This window comes from Anaerosporobacter sp., assembly GCF_031551385.1.
In the GTDB taxonomy this organism is placed as follows: domain Bacteria; phylum Bacillota; class Clostridia; order Lachnospirales; family Lachnospiraceae; genus Anaerosporobacter.
In genome coordinates this window covers 49,224-65,835 of record NZ_JAVBNS010000055.1, presented here as the reverse complement: position 1 = coordinate 65,835, position 16,612 = coordinate 49,224, and the positions used below count along the sequence as shown (strand labels likewise).

Sequence of the window (16,612 nt, the reverse complement as noted above, 5' to 3'; positions counted from 1 at the left end):
ATTTTGGCGCTGCTAAACTCGGGTTTTCTGTGACTTTCGCTTCGCTACACTCACAAAAAACACCTTGCGGGATATTGCGTGTGAACAGTAACTTCATATGATTCATAAACATTGCTTATGAATCTGCGATAATAGCGTCCTAACCTTTATGTGTCGTCGCTATTATCGCACTGTTATCGCTATTTTACCATTATATGCAGGAAGACGCAATATCATAATTCATTACCCTTCATACATAACATTCATAGTGTTACTGTTCACTCCGTGAACAATAACGCGCTCCGCGATGCACACAAAATGCGATAAAACAGCATTTTGGCGCTGCTAAACTCGGGTTTTCTGTGACTTTCGCTTCGCTGCACTCACAAAAAACACCTCGCGGAATACTACGTGTGAACAGTAACTTCATAGTAACCATAACATACTTTTTTACTTCATATCTTCTTCTGTAAGTACTTCGTCAATTGCCGCACCTGGTGCAACCATTGGCCAAACTTTATCCGCACTTTGAATTTGACAGTCAATTACAACAGGGCTATTCAGTGCAATTGCTTCTTTTAATACATCTTCTACTTCTTCCTTCTTTGTGATACGGTATGCTTTTGCTCCCATAGCTTCTGCTAGTTTTACAAAGTCAACCGAATCATTTAATAGCGTATGAGAATATCTCTCGCCATAGAATAATGTCTGCCACTGATGCACCATTCCAAGTACATGGTTGTTGAATACGATTTGAATAATTGGAATATTATAACGAGTTGCTGTTGCAATCTCATTCATATTCATACGGAAACATCCGTCACCAGCCATGTTTACAACTACTTTATCTGGATTTGCAACTTTCGCACCGATACAAGCACCTAATCCGTATCCCATTGTTCCAAGACCACCTGATGATAGGAATGTTCTTGGTCTTTGGTATTTGAAGTATTGTGCTGACCACATTTGATGTTGACCAACTTCTGTTGTGATAATTGCATCCCCTTTTGTTATCTCATATAACTTCTCAATGATGTAAGGGCCAGTTAATGCATTTTCGTTATATTTTAATGGATATTTTTCTTTCATATCCATTACAGTGTTTAACCACTCGCTATGATTTTGTTGTTCTAATTTTGCATTGATACGTTCCAGTACGACTTTCACATCACCAACAACACTATGGTCTGTAATCACGTTCTTATTGATTTCTGCTGGGTCTACGTCAATTTGAAGAATCTTTGCATTCTTTGCAAACATGGAAGTGTTACTTGTTACACGGTCGCTGAATCTTGCTCCAACTGTAATTAACAAATCACATTTTGTTACAGAAAGGTTTGAAGTTTTTGTTCCATGCATACCTAACATTCCTGTATACTTTGGATTCTCTCCATTAAATGCACCTTTACCCATTAACGTATCGCAAACTGGTGCATCTACTAAATCTACAAATGTTGCAAGTTCTGCACTCGCTTCTGAGATTACTGCACCACCACCAACGAATATCACCGGTTTCTTTGCTGCATTAATCATATCGATTGCTTTTGCTAAATCTTCTTCTTTGATTGTCTCTGTTACACGTTCGATTTTTTCTGGTACTGTTTTCGTATATTCTGTCTTCGCTGCAGTTACATCTTTCGTGATATCTACAAGTACTGGTCCTGGTCTTCCAGAAATCGCAATCTTGAAGGCACGACGAAGGGTATCTGCTAACTTTGTTACATCTTTTACAATAAAATTGTGCTTTGTAATTGGCATAGTTATACCAGCAATATCAACTTCTTGAAAGCTGTCTTTACCAAGTAATGGTACTGTAACATTTCCTGTAATTGCTACCATTGGAACAGAATCCATGTATGCAGTTGCAATTCCTGTAACAAGATTTGTTGCTCCTGGACCACTTGTTGCTAAACATACACCAACTTTACCTGTTGATCTTGCATAACCGTCTGCTGCATGGGAAGCCCCTTGCTCATGAGAAGTTAGGATATGTTTGATTTCACCTTGATGTCGGAACAATTCATCATAGATATTAAGAACTGCACCACCAGGATAACCAAAAATCGTATCAACTCCCTGTTCTTTCAGGCATTCCACTAATATTTCTGAACCTGTTAATTGCATACTAATCCCCCTTAACTTCTAATATAGCTCCTCTGTTACCTGAAGTAACCATAGATGCATAACGAGCAAGATAACCTGTTGTTATCTTTGGTTGTCTTGGTTTCCAATTTGCACGTCTTGTTGCTAACTCTTCTTCTGATACGTCCATATCAAGTGTATTTGCATTGATATCGATTTTGATAATATCGCCTTCTTCTACTAATGCGATTGGTCCGCCAACTGCTGCTTCCGGAGAAACATGACCGATCGATGCTCCTCTTGATGCTCCACTGAAACGACCGTCTGTGATAAGTGCTACGCTAGAGCCAAGTCCCATTCCTGCAATTGCAGATGTTGGATTTAACATCTCTCTCATACCAGGGCCACCCTTTGGTCCTTCGTAACGGATAACTACAACGTCACCTGCTACAATCTTACCTGCTTTGATTGCTTCAATTGCATCTTCTTCACAATCGAATACTCTTGCTGGGCCTTCATGTTGTAACATCTCTGGCGCAACTGCAGAACGTTTAACAACACCGGAATCTGGTGCAAGATTTCCTTTTAATACGGCAATACCACCAGTTTCACTGTATGGATTTTCAACTGGACGAATTACTTCTGGATTACGATTTACACAACCTTCGATATTTTCTCCAACTGTCTTTCCTGTAACCGTCATACAATCTGTATATAATAGATTCTTTTTATTCAATTCATTCATTACCGCATATACGCCACCTGCTTCGTTAAGGTCTTCCATATACGTTGGACCTGCTGGTGCAAGATGACATAGATTAGGTGTTTTCGCACTAATTTCATTTGCAATATCTAAGTTTAATTCAACGCCTGCTTCATGAGCAATCGCTGGTAAATGTAACATACTATTTGTACTGCATCCAAGTGCCATATCTACTGTTAATGCATTCATAAATGCATCGCTTGTCATAATATCACGAGGACGAACATCATTCTTAAGTAATTCCATTACTTTCATACCAGCATGTTTTGCTAACTTAATTCTTTCTGAATATACTGCTGGAATTGTTCCGTTTCCACCAAGTCCCATACCAAGTACTTCTGTTAAACAGTTCATACTGTTTGCTGTGTACATACCTGAACACGAACCACAAGTAGGGCATACTTTATTCTCGAATTCTTCTACATCTTCTGCTGTCATTGTTCCTGCTGAGTAAGAGCCAACTGCTTCGAACATACTTGATAAACTTCTCTTTTCACCCTTAACACGACCTGCAAGCATTGGTCCTCCACTAACAAATACAGTAGGAAGGTTAAGTCTTGCCGCTGCCATTAAAAGACCCGGAACATTCTTATCACAGTTTGGAACCATAACAAGAGCATCAAAACCATGCGCCATTGCCATTGCTTCTGTTGAATCACAGATTAAGTCTCTTGTTACTAGGGAATATTTCATACCGATATGTCCCATTGCAATACCATCACATACTGCAATCGCTGGGAATACAACTGGAGTTCCACCAGCCATGGCTACACCCATTTTTACAGCTTCTACTACTTTATCTAAGTTCATATGACCTGGTACAATCTCATTATGAGAACTTACAATACCAACTAATGGTCTCTCTAATTCTTCTTTTGTCATTCCAAGTGCATTAAACAAGGAACGATGTGGTGCTTGTTGCATACCAGTTTTTACTGAATCACTTCTCATGATATTTCCTCCTATATTTGCTTGCTAATATTATTAGCATGTTAATATTATTTGCTTGTTCTATTTTTCAATGTATTGGCAAATAAGTTCGCCCATTTCTTTTGTTCCTACTAATTGTTTTCCTTCTGACATAATATCAACTGTACGATATCCGTCTCTTAATACTGCTTTTACTGCTTCTTCGATTTTATCTGCTTCTACTTCTAAATCAAAAGAGTAACGAAGCATCATAGATGCTGATAAAATAGTTGCAATTGGATTTGCTTTATCCATTCCAGCAATATCTGGAGCAGAACCATGACTTGGTTCATATAATCCTAATTTCGTATCTCCTAAACTTGCAGATGCTAACATTCCGATAGAACCTGTTACCATACTTGCTTCGTCTGATAAGATATCACCAAACATGTTCTCTGTTAAGATAACATCGAATTGTTTTGGATTCTTTACTAACTGCATTGCACAGTTATCTACTAGCATATCACTAAGTTCAACATCTGGATAGTCCGCTGCAACTTCTTTTACAACTTTTCTCCATAGTCTTGAAGAATCTAATACATTCGCTTTATCTACGCTACAAACTCTCTTGTTTCTCTTTCTGGCAATATCGAATCCCCATTTTGCAATTCTACGAATTTCATTTTCGTTATAAGTAAGCGTATCTACTGCTGTCATTACACCATTTTCTTCGTAAGTTTTACGATCTCCAAAGTATATACCACCAGTAAGTTCTCTCATTACTACAAAGTCAAATCCGCCATCTATAATCTCTTCTTTTAAAGGGCATGCACTTTTTAATTCATCAAATAATACCGCAGGACGGATGTTTGCGAATAAATTCAATCCTTTACGAATCTTTAACAGCCCTGCTTCTGGTCTAAGATTTGGAGGTAGTTCATACCAGTTTGATTGACCAACATTACCACCTACTGCACCAAGAAGAACAGAATCACTTGCTAGTGCTGTTGCCATTGCTTCATCCGTTAATGGTACTCCTGTTGCATCGATGGAGCAACCTCCCATTAAAACTTCCGTATAGTTAAATGTGTGACCATACACATTTCCTATCTTATCAAGCACGTTTCTTGCTTCTGTTACGATTTCTGGTCCAATTCCATCTCCAGGTATTACTGCTATATTATAGTTCATTCTTGTCAACATCCTTTCTACGAATTATTATCTGCTGAAATGTCTTAAAACATTCGAAATCCGCTCTATTCGAGCTACTTCCTCATGTTTTGCGGGTCTCAAGGTCACGCTTTTTCATGCAAGCATGAAACGCATGGCCTTTTTACCCTTGTGTTATATTATATAACTAACACACGGATTGCTCCGCATTTCATGCTCCCGCAATCCTAAAACATTCGAAATCCGCTCTATTCGAGCTACTTTCTCATGTTTTGCGGGTCTCAAGGTCATGCTTTTTCATGCAAGCATGAAACGCATGGCCTTTTTACCCTTGTGTTAGGCACATTCCTTTAGATTATACATATTATAATCCAAAGTTATAGTATTTTATTGCTTCATTCCTTATTTATATATTAGCTTACTTTCAAAGAAAAATCAATGCAAATTATTAAAAAACAATAGAAAGTCCCTACTAGAAACTTTCTATTGTTTTGTATGTTATATCATTCTCTTTATTTCATTATTTCATATGCTATTGTATCTTCTCTTTAATCGCTTTTATGCTTCTTTCAAAAATGCTACATAGCCTTTCTTTGCTTCGTATACATCCGCCTTACTTGTTACTTCCCAAGGTGCATGCATATTAAGTACAGCAACACCACTATCGATTACTTCCATACCATATAACGCAAGGATGTAAGCGATTGTTCCGCCGCCACCCATATCTACTTTTCCAAGTTCCGCTGTTTGGAATGCTACATTATGTGATTCTAACATTCTACGAATTTCTGCAAAATATTCTGCATTTGCATCATTTGTTCCTGACTTTCCTCTAGCTCCAGTATATTTATTAAATACAAGGCCTTTTCCAAAGTACGCTGAATTCTTCTTATCAAATGCAGATGCAAACGAAGGATCATATGCTGCACTTACATCAGAAGATAACATCTTAGAATTGCTTAGACATCTTCTTAATTTTAATTCTGAGAATCCTTCTAAACGGTCGATTAATTCTGCTAATGTGTTCTCAAAGAATTTTGATTGCATACCAGTAGCACCAACGCTTCCAATTTCCTCTTTATCAACTAATAGGCAACAGCTTGTCTTCTTCATATCTGCAACTTCTAACATAGCGATTAAAGATGTATATGCACAAACTCTATCATCTTGTCCATAAGCCATAATCATACTTGAATCCATACCAGCTTCTCTTGCTTTTCCAGCAGGTACTACTTCTAATTCTGCTGATAAGAAATCTTCTTCTTCAAATCCATATTTATCTTTTAATAATTTAAGAACATTTGCTTTTACAGCATCTTTTTCTGTATCCTTTAATGGAATTGTTCCGAATACTAAATCAAGGGCTTCCCCTTCGATTACTTTATCAGCTTTCTTAGTCATCTGCTCTCCTGCTAAATGAATTAGCAAATCAGAGATAAATACGACTGGATCTGTTTCTTCTTCTCCAATTACAACATTAATTACTTCTCCATCTTTCTTTACTACAACACCATGAATCGCTAATGGTATAGTAACCCATTGGTATTTCTTAATTCCACCATAGTAATGAGTATCTAGATATGCGAATCCTTTCTCCTCATATAGTGGATTTTGTTTGATATCAAGTCGTGGTGAATCAATATGAGCACCAAGAATTGATAAACCGTTTTCAATCTTCTCACTTCCTATATTGAATAATGCAATTGCTTTCTTCATGCATGTTGCATATACTTTATCTCCTGTTTTAAGAGTTTTGTTTCCTGCAATTACTTCATTAAGATCAATATAACCATATTCTTTTACAATTGCAACAGTTGCTTCTACGCATTCTCTTTCTGTTTTACCAGTATCAAGAAATTCTCTATATCCTTTATTAAGGCTTTCTAATTCTTTTAGTTCCACTTCTGAATATTTGGACCATACTACTTCATTTATTTTCTTTTCACTCAACTTCTTTTCCTCCACTATTCTAGTCATGTTCACAGAGTTATCATTCTGCATTATTTGTATTGTATGGCATTTTTTTCTCATAGTCAATGTATTATTCTCTATTTTTCTTGAATATACATGTATATTTTATACGCCATTCATACTTGAGAATTATTTACATTTTAAGCTATTTCAAATATTACAATTAGATTAAATCAGTTTCCTTATAGCCGTTTTTAGTATATACTATAAACAATGATTTTTGTCAATTTAGAGGAGGGTATTTTGAATGAAACAAAGAAATGAATTAGCTGAATTTGTTGTTGGACTTGCTATGTTGGTAATTGGTCTCTATCTGTTTACTAGTCGAGTTAGCGTTTCTAGCAGTTTCTTTAGCTATGGTATTAGCTACGGTAGTGTTCATCTTCCTACTGGTGCTGTCTTTATTCCTTTTATCGTTGGTATTATTATGCTATTTGCAAAACCAGAGTCTTTTCTTTCTAAGCTTGTGGCTGCTCTTGGTCTTTTACTTATTATTGTATCGATTATTATGTCTGTTCATATTCGATTACAAACAATTACTTTATATGAGTGGCTACTATATCTTATCACCATATTTGGTGGACTTGCCCTTGTATGCAGAGTGTTGTTTGCTAAACCTAAAGATTAGGATAAGAAGTAGTAGGTTGTGATGCAAAACTGTTACGTTTTCAAAGCTTATTTGTAGCGGTACTATGACACGAAACACGCTACGCACCTTAGGACTTCTAAGTGTGTGCGGATAGGTACTACAAAGTGTACGGAATCGCCTTCGATTCGGCGTCCATGCCGAGCCTTCCTAGGTTGTGGTAGTACACACTAAGAAGTTCTATCGGTGCTCCGCTATCGTTTCTTTGCCATAGTAGCGCTACAAATAAGCTGATTTAGGTGGCTGAGTTTTGCATAGCTACTTTATTGGTAGAATAGAACCGATTAGATATCAATAAATTTGTATTTGAATTTTAAAAATAGAAATAAAAAAGGTAACATCTTTGCTATCGTTAATGAACGGCATAGCTTGATATTACCTTTTCTTTATTTTCTTTATTGTTTTTAATTATTTTTTATCTATTATGATTCGGGTGCAAAAGGTCAAGGGTAACCTTGACGATGAATATATAATTATGTTTGAAAAATGTTTGCTCTCGACATTATTTATTCATACATAAATTACGCATACTTGTGTATCAACAAACTGTGCTTGCAAAACTTCAATATCTATCTTGCTTCTTTGTTGCTATCCTATAATTAAGAAATGGTAGTGAAATACCTATAGTACTTCTTAGTGTGTATATCGATAACCTAGGAAGGCGAGGCATGGACGCCGAGCCAGCCTGAGCTAGGGCGTGTCTGAAAAATGCTTGTACTGGACTGTGCACTCCACTTAGTGGGGTGGAAGTTCAAAAATCAGGAGGCGTAGCGAGCTACGTTGACTAATTTTTGAGCTTTCAGACCGCTGAGTGGAGGGTGCAGAACAGTGCAATGATTTTTCAAGATATGCCCTAAGGCAGGATGCCGAATTGAGGGCGATTCCGTAAAATTCCAATAGCTTTCCATACACACTTAGAAGTACTTAGGTGTGTAGCGTGTTTCGTATTATAGGGTAGCAACGAAGAAGCTCGTAAACCTAAAAGTTTTGCATCACAAACCTACCATACACAGGTAGTCACCCACCTATTTTTGATTGATATAATTAATCAACCCTTCTGCTTTGATGATTTTTTGCATAAACTCTGGGAAGGCTTGACCTTGGTACTCTGTTCCTTTTGTTTTGTCATAAATCATACCATTATCAAAATCAATTTCTACTTCATCGCCAGCTTCAATTTCTTTAGCAGCAGCTTCACATTCAATAATAGGTAATCCTATATTAATTGCATTACGGTAGAAGATTCTTGCAAATGTTTCTGCGATTACACAACTAACACCTGATGCTTTGATTGCGATTGGTGCATGTTCTCTTGAAGAACCACAACCAAAGTTTTTGTTTGCAACCATGATATCTCCTGGTTTTACTCTATTAACGAAGTCTGCATCGATATCTTCCATACATTTTTTCGCTAATTCTGCTGGGTCAGATGAATTCAAATATCTTGCTGGAATAATTACATCTGTATCTACGTTATCACCATATTTGTGTACTGTTCCACATGCTTTCATATTTATAATCCCCCTTATAATCCAAGCTCACTAGGACCTGAAATCTTACCTGTTACTGCACTTGCTGCCGCTACTGCCGGGCTTGCAAGATATACTTCTGATTCTACATGTCCCATACGACCTACAAAGTTACGGTTTGTTGTTGCAACTGCTCTTTCTCCTGCTGCAAGAATTCCCATATGTCCACCAAGACATGGTCCACATGTTGGAGTTGATACAACACCACCTGCTTTGATAAATGTTGCAAGTAAGCCTTCTTCCATTGCTTGAAGATAGATTGCTTGTGTAGCAGGGAATACGATAAGACGCATTCCTTTTGCAACTTTACGTCCTTCTAACACTTTTGCTGCAACTCTAAGGTCTTCAATACGACCATTTGTACAAGAACCAATTACTACTTGGTCAATTACTACTTCACCAACTTCATCAATTGCTTTTGTATTCTCTGGAAGATGTGGGAAAGCAACTGTTGATTTAAGTGTTGATAAATCAATTGTATAAACTTCATCATATTCTGCATCTTCATCTGCTTCATATGTTGTAAATTCTTTTGTTGAATGATCTTTCATATATGCAACTGTTTGATCGTCTACAGGGAAGATACCATTCTTTGCTCCTGCTTCTATTGCCATGTTTGCCATTGCAAAACGGTCATCCATTGATAGATTCGCAATACCATCACCAACGAATTCCATTGCTTTGTATAATGCTCCATCTACACCTATCATTCCGATAATGTGTAAGATAACATCTTTTCCGCTAACCCATTGTGCTGGTTTTCCTGTCAATTCAAATTTGATTGCGCTTGGTACTTTAAACCAGGCTTTTCCTGTTGCCATTCCTGCTGCCATATCTGTACTACCAACACCTGTAGAGAATGCTCCTAGTGCTCCATACGTACAAGTATGTGAATCTGCTCCGATAACAACATCTCCAGCTACAACAAGACCTTTTTCTGGTAACAATGCATGTTCAATTCCCATTTCACCAATTTCAAAGTAATTAGTAATATCATTTTCTTTTGCGAAATTACGAACACACTTACAGTGTTCTGCTGATTTGATATCCTTGTTTGGAGTAAAATGATCTGGAACTAGTGCTATTTTATCTTTATCGAATACAGTTTTTGTATTCATTTTTTCCATTTCGTGAATCGCTACTGGTGCTGTTACATCATTACCTAGTACTAAATCAAGATCCGCTTCAATTAATTGCCCTGCAGATACGTAATCAAGACCAGCATGGGCAGCCAATATTTTTTGTGTCATTGTCATTCCCATAATTAAATCCTCCTATTTAAAATGTTTTGGTTATCTAATGTACGTTTATTCTAACACACGTTTAGCTATAAATAAAATACATATTAATCATATTTACTATATTATTTAGTTATGTTGTTTGAATTGTACTTTTAACATTTTTCAAATTTTCAAAAAACCTATTGACAACCGCAATTAAATTGTGTACAATTCATTTATATCAATTGCATACAATTTAATTGCAAACAATATTTAAGAAAGGACGTTTTAATATGAATATCTATGATTATAAAGTAAAAGATGCTAACGGCAATGAAGTTTCTATGGAGATTTACAAGGATAAGGTTTTACTTATTGTTAATACTGCTACTGGTTGTGGCTTTACTCCACAATATGATGAGCTTCAAGATTTGTATGAACTATATGAAGAGAAAGGGTTTGAGATTTTAGATTTTCCATGTAATCAGTTTGCGAACCAAGCTCCCGGTAGTGCTGAGGAAATCGCTGATTTCTGTAACTCAAGATACGGAATTACATTTCCACAGTTTCAAAAGATTGATGTTAATGGTGTAAATGCTGCTCCTCTCTATACTTACCTTAAATCACAAAAGGGTGGTATTCTTGGAAGCAATGTTAAATGGAATTTTACAAAGTTCCTTGTTGACCAAAAAGGAAATGTTGTTGGTCGTTTTGCACCAACTACGAAACCAAATGCTATAAAGCAGGAAATTGAGAAACTTTTATAATTGACATCATCGTTCTAACTACCAAACGAATGAAACACTACAAAGAATTTTTAAATAAACGTTTATACTCACAAACAAAAAACAACTTTAAAGGAGAGATTAAGATGAACGTGTACGATTTTTTAGCCAAAAATGCAAATGGAGAAACTATTCATTTAAAGGATTATGAAGGTAAGGTGTTACTTATTATAAATACTGCAACAGAATGTGGCTTTACTCCTCAATATGATGATTTACAAGATTTATATGAGCAATATCAAAGCAGTGGTCTTGAAATTCTTGATTTTCCATGTAACCAGTTTGGTAATCAAGCACCTGGAAGTGATGAGGAAATTGTAAGCTTCTGTGATTCAAGATTCGGAATCACTTTCCCTCATTTCGCTAAGATTGATGTTAATGGCGAACATGCATTACCACTTTATATGTTTCTGCAAAACGAAAAAAGCTTCTCTGGATTTGATTCAGAGCATCCTCTAACTCCTATTATCGAAAGTGTACTCGAACGAACAAATCCTAGTTATAAGACAGAAGCTGATATTAAATGGAACTTTACAAAATTCCTTATTGATAGAAGTGGAAATGTCGTGGAACGTTTTGAACCAACTGAGCGTATGGATGTTATAGAAGAAAAAATGAGAGAATTACTTTAAATTTTAAAATCAGAAAGGATGATAATTATGGTATATAACTACACTACAAAAAATACATGTTCTACAAATATTAAACTTGAGTTAGATGGAGACATCGTAAAAAACATTGAATTTACTGGTGGCTGTAACGGAAATTTAAAGGCGATCCAACTTCTTGTACAAGGCTGGACCGTAGAGCAAATCGAAGAAAAATGTCATGGTATTACTTGCGGAAGACGTCCAACTTCTTGTGCTGACCAACTAGCTCTTGCTGTTCGCGAAGCCTATAACGAATCACAGAAAGAATTTGCTGCTGAGTAGTATGTTGTTACTGTTCACACATAACGTTCACAGTAACAGTATGTTAACACTGTCGTCTTAATCTTTAAATCAGCATTGCAATAAAAGAAAAAAGATGGTAAATTTAATTGTATGCAATTTATTAATGATTCAAAAACTATAGTGATACAATGAAACGAATAGATATGGAGTACAATACTATGCAGAATAAATATGATGCTTTAAAATTAGAAAACCAATTATGCTTTCCACTGTATGCCTGTTCAAAAGAAATCGTAAGAAAATACAAACCATTTCTCGATTCCATTGATTTGACTTATACACAATATATTACAATGATGGTATTGTGGGAACACAAACAGATGAGTGTAAAAGAGCTGGGCGAATTTCTCTATTTGGATTCTGGTACATTAACACCAGTTCTAAAGAAATTAGAGCAAAAAGGATACATCACAAGAAGCCGTGATAAACAGGATGAAAGAATTCTAACAGTTTCTTTAACAGACGCTGGTGAAGAGTTAAAAAAAGAGGCTGTTGAAGTCCCTATGCAGATTGGAAAATGTATTAACCTTGCACCAGAAGAAGCTATGACACTCTATCAGCTTCTATACAAAGTATTGAATTCTTGTAACGAGTAACTAACTTCCACTTGCATTCTCCCCCCATCTTGGTATAAGATAATATCATACAAATATATTCTTGCTATAATAGTAAGTTATGTAATGGATTATTTAGATCAGGCAGATTACGAGAAAGGCATGGTTATTACTATGGAACAGAATTTATCCCTATACAAAATATTTAATTGCGTTGCAGAGACTGGCAATATATCACGTGCGGCAAAAGAATTATATATTAGCCAACCGGCTATTAGTAAGGCAATTAGCAAATTAGAACAAAATCTTGAAGTTGTTTTATTTACAAGAAATTCTCGTGGTGTCCATCTAACAGATGAAGGTAAGATGCTCTACGAACATACGAAATCTGCATTTGAAACATTACAGCTTGGAGAAGATACGATTCGAAAAGTTAACGAACTTGGAATCGGTCATATCCGTATCGGTGTCAGTACTACTCTCTGTAAGTATTTGTTGATTCCTTATCTTAAAGATTTTATTATTAAATATCCACATATCAAGATTACAATTGACTGCCACTCAACTTTTCAAACACTTGAGCTACTTGAAAGTCGCAAAATCGATATTGGTCTAATTGCTAAACCAGAACAACTGCGCAATATAACATTCTTCCCAATCGCAGAAATTGAAGATGGTTTTGTTGCAACAAAAACATATATGGATAATCTTAAACTTCGTGAGTCTGAGGATAATTTCGATGTATTCAAGTCTGCAAATTTGATGCTTCTTGACGAAGAGAATATTACTAGAATGTATATTGATAACTACTTCAGAACTTATCATGTAGAAACTAATAGAATTCTTGAAGTAAACGACATCGACTTACTAGTTGAATTTGCAAAGATTGGTCTAGGAGTAAGTTGTGTTATTAAAGATTTCGTTCGTGAAGATTTAAAAAATGGTACTTTAATCGAAGTACCGTTTGTAGCTCCTATCTCCAAACGTCATGTAGGCTTTGCTTATGCAGAGAATGCAGAACCATCGGAATCACTACAGAAATTCATTGATTTCTTTCAAGAGAGAGCATAAAATTATAATATTAATTTGATAAGGACGACGATGCCATTTTGAAGCTCAAATTGACACGCCCTAGGGTCACCCCCCTACTTAATAATTTCATAAGATTTTCATAAGAATAATTCATCAATTCTTTCACATATCTTAAAACATAAACTTTGATTTTGTGGTTTAATAGTATTAGAGCGCATATGAAAATATGCTCTTAGGAATTACGAAACACATTGGTATGTTTTTGAAAGGAATGATATAGTTATGTATATTTATGATACTAAGAAAGAACAGTTTAGCAAGATTAAATTTCTATTTCTAAAGGCAATTGGAGAAGTTATTTTATTCATCGGCATCTTAGCCGGAATTAGTTTTGGAATCGGAAAGTACTTTGGATAACCCCTACACTAATATACTGCCAAGTAAAAAGATTATTTTGAACTTTTTGCTTGGCTCTCTTTTTGCTTTATGCTAAACTTATATAATAAACAATCTATAGGTATAGGAGGTTTCTAAAATGATTGGAATACTTACTTTAAGTTATTATCTTGACAAACAAACATATCAAAATATAAGCCAGAAATATGATTTAACCAAGGAAAACACCAAAAAAGCGTTTGATGAAAATCCAATATTGGGAATTAATTTATTTAGTTTACATTATGAAAGATGGGGAGATGTTTACTTTTTTTATACGACTATTGACTTGAATCGATTGTACAGTGCCAAAAAAGATACCTTTGTTCCCTTTGATAAAATTGATACTGAAACTTTCTGTCAGCTTCTTGCTAAAGCATATCAAAACACCTTTGGACAAGAAATTACTGAGGGGATAAGTAAAAGAGAACACTTCTATTGCACTTATATAGAATATAACGCTCATATAAAGTGTGATGATGCTGATATATTAATGGAAAAATTAAAACAAGGAACTTTCACTGACGAACAACTTGATATAAACTGCTTTCATTCGTATCGTCTTAAAAATGCCTTCATTAGTTTTACAATAAACAAAATTGACAAGCATACAATCCGCTTATGCGCAAAATGCCCTAACACGGCTTTGAAAAAAATATTTAAAATTTCTGGTTCAGATGAAGATGGTAATATTGCACACACAGAATTAAATCAAGTATTAGACAAAGAAACAGCAGCAAATATATTATATAAACAGGTTGTTAAGTTCACCAAACCCCAAACACCTATAGAATTGTCGAAAGAAAATATATTAGCTGCTTTATAAATACCTATTCTTATATAAATCATATCTACATTTGAGGAACTAAGATTTATGACTTTACCAAATCTTATATCCTTCAAATGCAGATGGCAATGCATAGGACTCTTCCACTTCTTTATAAGGAACAATTCTATAACTATTCATACTATTCTCTTTATAATTTGACTCTTCTCTCACAGTAGAGTTATCCACATCTGCATCATCATTCTTCCCAAGTTGTCCACAAAACAGTTCCATTTGTTCACTTTTGGTGAATTTTATGTGGATACCTGTCATGTGCCACTCAATATGGCTAAAGATATGTTTCTTTTCTCCCAAGGATGTCAGCTCTATACAATCAGACTCTTCACTAGAAAAAAACTGTTTTAACATGTCCTGTGCTTTATCTATAGAACTCTTACCTTCTATATTCGGTAATTCCCATAGACCTGCTAACAAACCGCTTTTCGGACGTTTGTGTAATGCTATTTTTCCTTTATATTCAAGTACGAATACTGTTTTATCTTCTATTTTTCTTCCTTTTTTCTTTGGCTTAACTGGAATCTGTGCCTGTAAACCTTTCTTAAATGCGATACACAGATGCATCACTGGACACTTCTCACATAATGGCTTTCCATTTGGTATGCAGACTGTCGCCCCTAGATCCATTAACGATTGATTAAATGCCCCCGCTGCATCTTCGGGTATAATCGCAGCAAAATCTGTTTCCAGTTGCTTCTTAACACTTGCTTTTGTAATATCAGCAAAACTTCCAGATAGACGATGGGCAATTCGAAATACATTACCATCTACTGCTGCTACCGGAATTCCATACGCAATTGAGGCGATTGCACCTGCTGTATAAGTTCCGATACCCGGTAGTTTTAGTAACTGCTCATAGGAATCAGGTACTTTGCCATCATATTCATTAACAATAACCACTGCTGCCTTTTGTAGGTTACGAACTCTTGTATAGTAGCCAAGCCCTTCCCACAATTTCAATATTGTCTCTTCCGATGCATTTGCCAAATCTTCTATTGTCGGTAATGCAGTAAGAAACCTGTCATAATATCCTCTTACTGCTTCTACTCTTGTTTGCTGTAGCATGATTTCAGAAACCCACACATGATAAGGCGTGGGGTCTAATCTCCATGGCAAAATTCTCGCATTTGCTCCAAACCAATCTACAAGATATGGAACAATCTCTTTATATTCATATGATTTATCATCTATTTCGCTCATCTCGAACCTCTTTATCATTCAATTACAACATTTTGTCACCGACTTCTATCTTATGACTTTCCAAGCTTCAACTAACCGCTCAAGAGAAAAGGAAGCATTCGCTGGACTCGTTGACGGAAGTTTAATTATATCACGACCTATCACTGGAAGACAATATTTATTATACAATTCATATGATTTGTTTCCGTTCGCAAAAATATTCTCTACTTTCGAATGTTGCAATATAATTGATAAATCATTCGGTATTACATTCCTAATACTACTGTCACTAGAGCCTGTAATCTCACAGCTTTGAATGACATCCCAAACTGCAATTTTATTCTCTAGCAAAAACTGTGTCTTCTCTTCAATAGAGGAGGGCACATCTGTCTCACAAACATTTGCCAACACCTTCCAAAACCGATTCTGTGGATGATGATAAAAGAACTGCCCTTCTCTTGATTTTACCGAAGGAAATGTTCCAAGAATCAATATATTAGAATCCTCATTAAAAATTGGTTGTATTGGATGAATGATTGTATCAGACATATGTGCCTCCCT

Annotated in this window: 16 protein-coding genes; 8 read left to right on the top strand and 8 right to left on the bottom strand. The window is 35.7% G+C overall.

From position 1 onward, the window contains the following. Nucleotides 1-429: 429 nt before the first annotated feature. The 4 genes from ilvB to RMR19_RS06260 form a co-directional block, all read right to left on the bottom strand. Nucleotides 430-2,103, bottom strand: coding sequence for a biosynthetic-type acetolactate synthase large subunit (gene ilvB / locus RMR19_RS06275; RefSeq protein ID WP_310602648.1), 1,674 nt, complete (start codon nucleotides 2,101-2,103; stop codon nucleotides 430-432). A 1-nt stretch (nucleotide 2,104) separates the two neighbouring features. After that, nucleotides 2,105-3,775, bottom strand: a complete 1,671-nt coding sequence (ilvD, locus tag RMR19_RS06270) for a dihydroxy-acid dehydratase (RefSeq protein WP_310602647.1) — start codon at nucleotides 3,773-3,775, stop codon at nucleotides 2,105-2,107. Nucleotides 3,776-3,835: 60 nt separating this feature from the next. Continuing rightward, nucleotides 3,836-4,924 carry a 3-isopropylmalate dehydrogenase gene (gene leuB / locus RMR19_RS06265; RefSeq protein WP_310602646.1) on the bottom strand — a complete coding sequence of 363 codons (1,089 nt, stop codon included), beginning with the start codon at nucleotides 4,922-4,924 and terminating at the stop codon, nucleotides 3,836-3,838. A gap of 537 nt (nucleotides 4,925-5,461) precedes the next feature. Beyond that, nucleotides 5,462-6,880: an aminopeptidase gene (locus RMR19_RS06260; protein WP_310602645.1), complete on the bottom strand. Its 1,419-nt coding sequence runs from the start codon at nucleotides 6,878-6,880 to the stop codon at nucleotides 5,462-5,464. Nucleotides 6,881-7,121: 241 nt separating this feature from the next. Here RMR19_RS06260 and RMR19_RS06255 point away from each other — a divergent pair, with 241 nt between their 5' ends. Then, on the top strand, nucleotides 7,122-7,502 hold the full coding sequence (locus RMR19_RS06255; protein ID WP_310602644.1) for a hypothetical protein: 381 nt from the start codon (nucleotides 7,122-7,124) through the stop codon (nucleotides 7,500-7,502). A gap of 1,043 nt (nucleotides 7,503-8,545) precedes the next feature. On the opposite strand, the gene leuD is transcribed toward RMR19_RS06255, so the two are convergent. Continuing rightward, nucleotides 8,546-9,031, bottom strand: a complete 486-nt coding sequence (gene leuD / locus RMR19_RS06250) for a 3-isopropylmalate dehydratase small subunit (protein ID WP_310602643.1) — start codon at nucleotides 9,029-9,031, stop codon at nucleotides 8,546-8,548. 14 nt (nucleotides 9,032-9,045) lie between these two features. Continuing rightward, nucleotides 9,046-10,311, bottom strand: a complete 1,266-nt coding sequence (gene leuC, locus RMR19_RS06245; protein ID WP_310602642.1) for a 3-isopropylmalate dehydratase large subunit — start codon at nucleotides 10,309-10,311, stop codon at nucleotides 9,046-9,048. Between the two features lie 251 nt (nucleotides 10,312-10,562). Here leuC and RMR19_RS06240 point away from each other — a divergent pair, with 251 nt between their 5' ends. From RMR19_RS06240 to RMR19_RS06210, 7 genes are all read left to right on the top strand, one after another. Continuing rightward, nucleotides 10,563-11,036 carry a glutathione peroxidase gene (locus RMR19_RS06240; protein ID WP_310602641.1) on the top strand — a complete coding sequence of 158 codons (474 nt, stop codon included), beginning with the start codon at nucleotides 10,563-10,565 and terminating at the stop codon, nucleotides 11,034-11,036. Nucleotides 11,037-11,140: 104 nt separating this feature from the next. After that, nucleotides 11,141-11,686, top strand: coding sequence for a glutathione peroxidase (locus tag RMR19_RS06235; RefSeq protein ID WP_310602640.1), 546 nt, complete (start codon nucleotides 11,141-11,143; stop codon nucleotides 11,684-11,686). 27 nt (nucleotides 11,687-11,713) lie between these two features. Then, nucleotides 11,714-11,986: a TIGR03905 family TSCPD domain-containing protein gene (locus tag RMR19_RS06230; RefSeq protein ID WP_310602639.1), complete on the top strand. Its 273-nt coding sequence runs from the start codon at nucleotides 11,714-11,716 to the stop codon at nucleotides 11,984-11,986. Between the two features lie 179 nt (nucleotides 11,987-12,165). Then, entirely contained in the window at nucleotides 12,166-12,603 is a 438-nt protein-coding gene (locus tag RMR19_RS06225) for a MarR family winged helix-turn-helix transcriptional regulator (protein WP_310602638.1), read from the top strand. Nucleotides 12,604-12,735: 132 nt separating this feature from the next. After that, on the top strand, nucleotides 12,736-13,632 hold the full coding sequence (locus RMR19_RS06220) for a LysR family transcriptional regulator (RefSeq protein ID WP_442871530.1): 897 nt from the start codon (nucleotides 12,736-12,738) through the stop codon (nucleotides 13,630-13,632). Between the two features lie 243 nt (nucleotides 13,633-13,875). Next, the gene (locus tag RMR19_RS06215; protein WP_310602636.1) at nucleotides 13,876-14,010 is read left to right on the top strand and encodes a hypothetical protein; all 135 of its coding nucleotides are present in this window, start codon (nucleotides 13,876-13,878) and stop codon (nucleotides 14,008-14,010) included. A gap of 118 nt (nucleotides 14,011-14,128) precedes the next feature. After that, on the top strand, nucleotides 14,129-14,854 hold the full coding sequence (locus tag RMR19_RS06210; RefSeq protein ID WP_310602635.1) for a hypothetical protein: 726 nt from the start codon (nucleotides 14,129-14,131) through the stop codon (nucleotides 14,852-14,854). A 54-nt stretch (nucleotides 14,855-14,908) separates the two neighbouring features. Here the strand turns inward: RMR19_RS06210 and mutY are convergent, their stop codons facing one another. Next, a complete protein-coding gene (gene mutY / locus RMR19_RS06205; protein ID WP_310602634.1) occupies nucleotides 14,909-16,072 on the bottom strand; it encodes an A/G-specific adenine glycosylase in 1,164 nt (387 codons plus the stop codon). Nucleotides 16,073-16,117: 45 nt separating this feature from the next. After that, complete coding sequence (locus RMR19_RS06200; protein ID WP_310602633.1) at nucleotides 16,118-16,600, bottom strand: DNA-deoxyinosine glycosylase; 483 nt, start codon at nucleotides 16,598-16,600, stop codon at nucleotides 16,118-16,120. Nucleotides 16,601-16,612 lie beyond the last annotated feature (12 nt).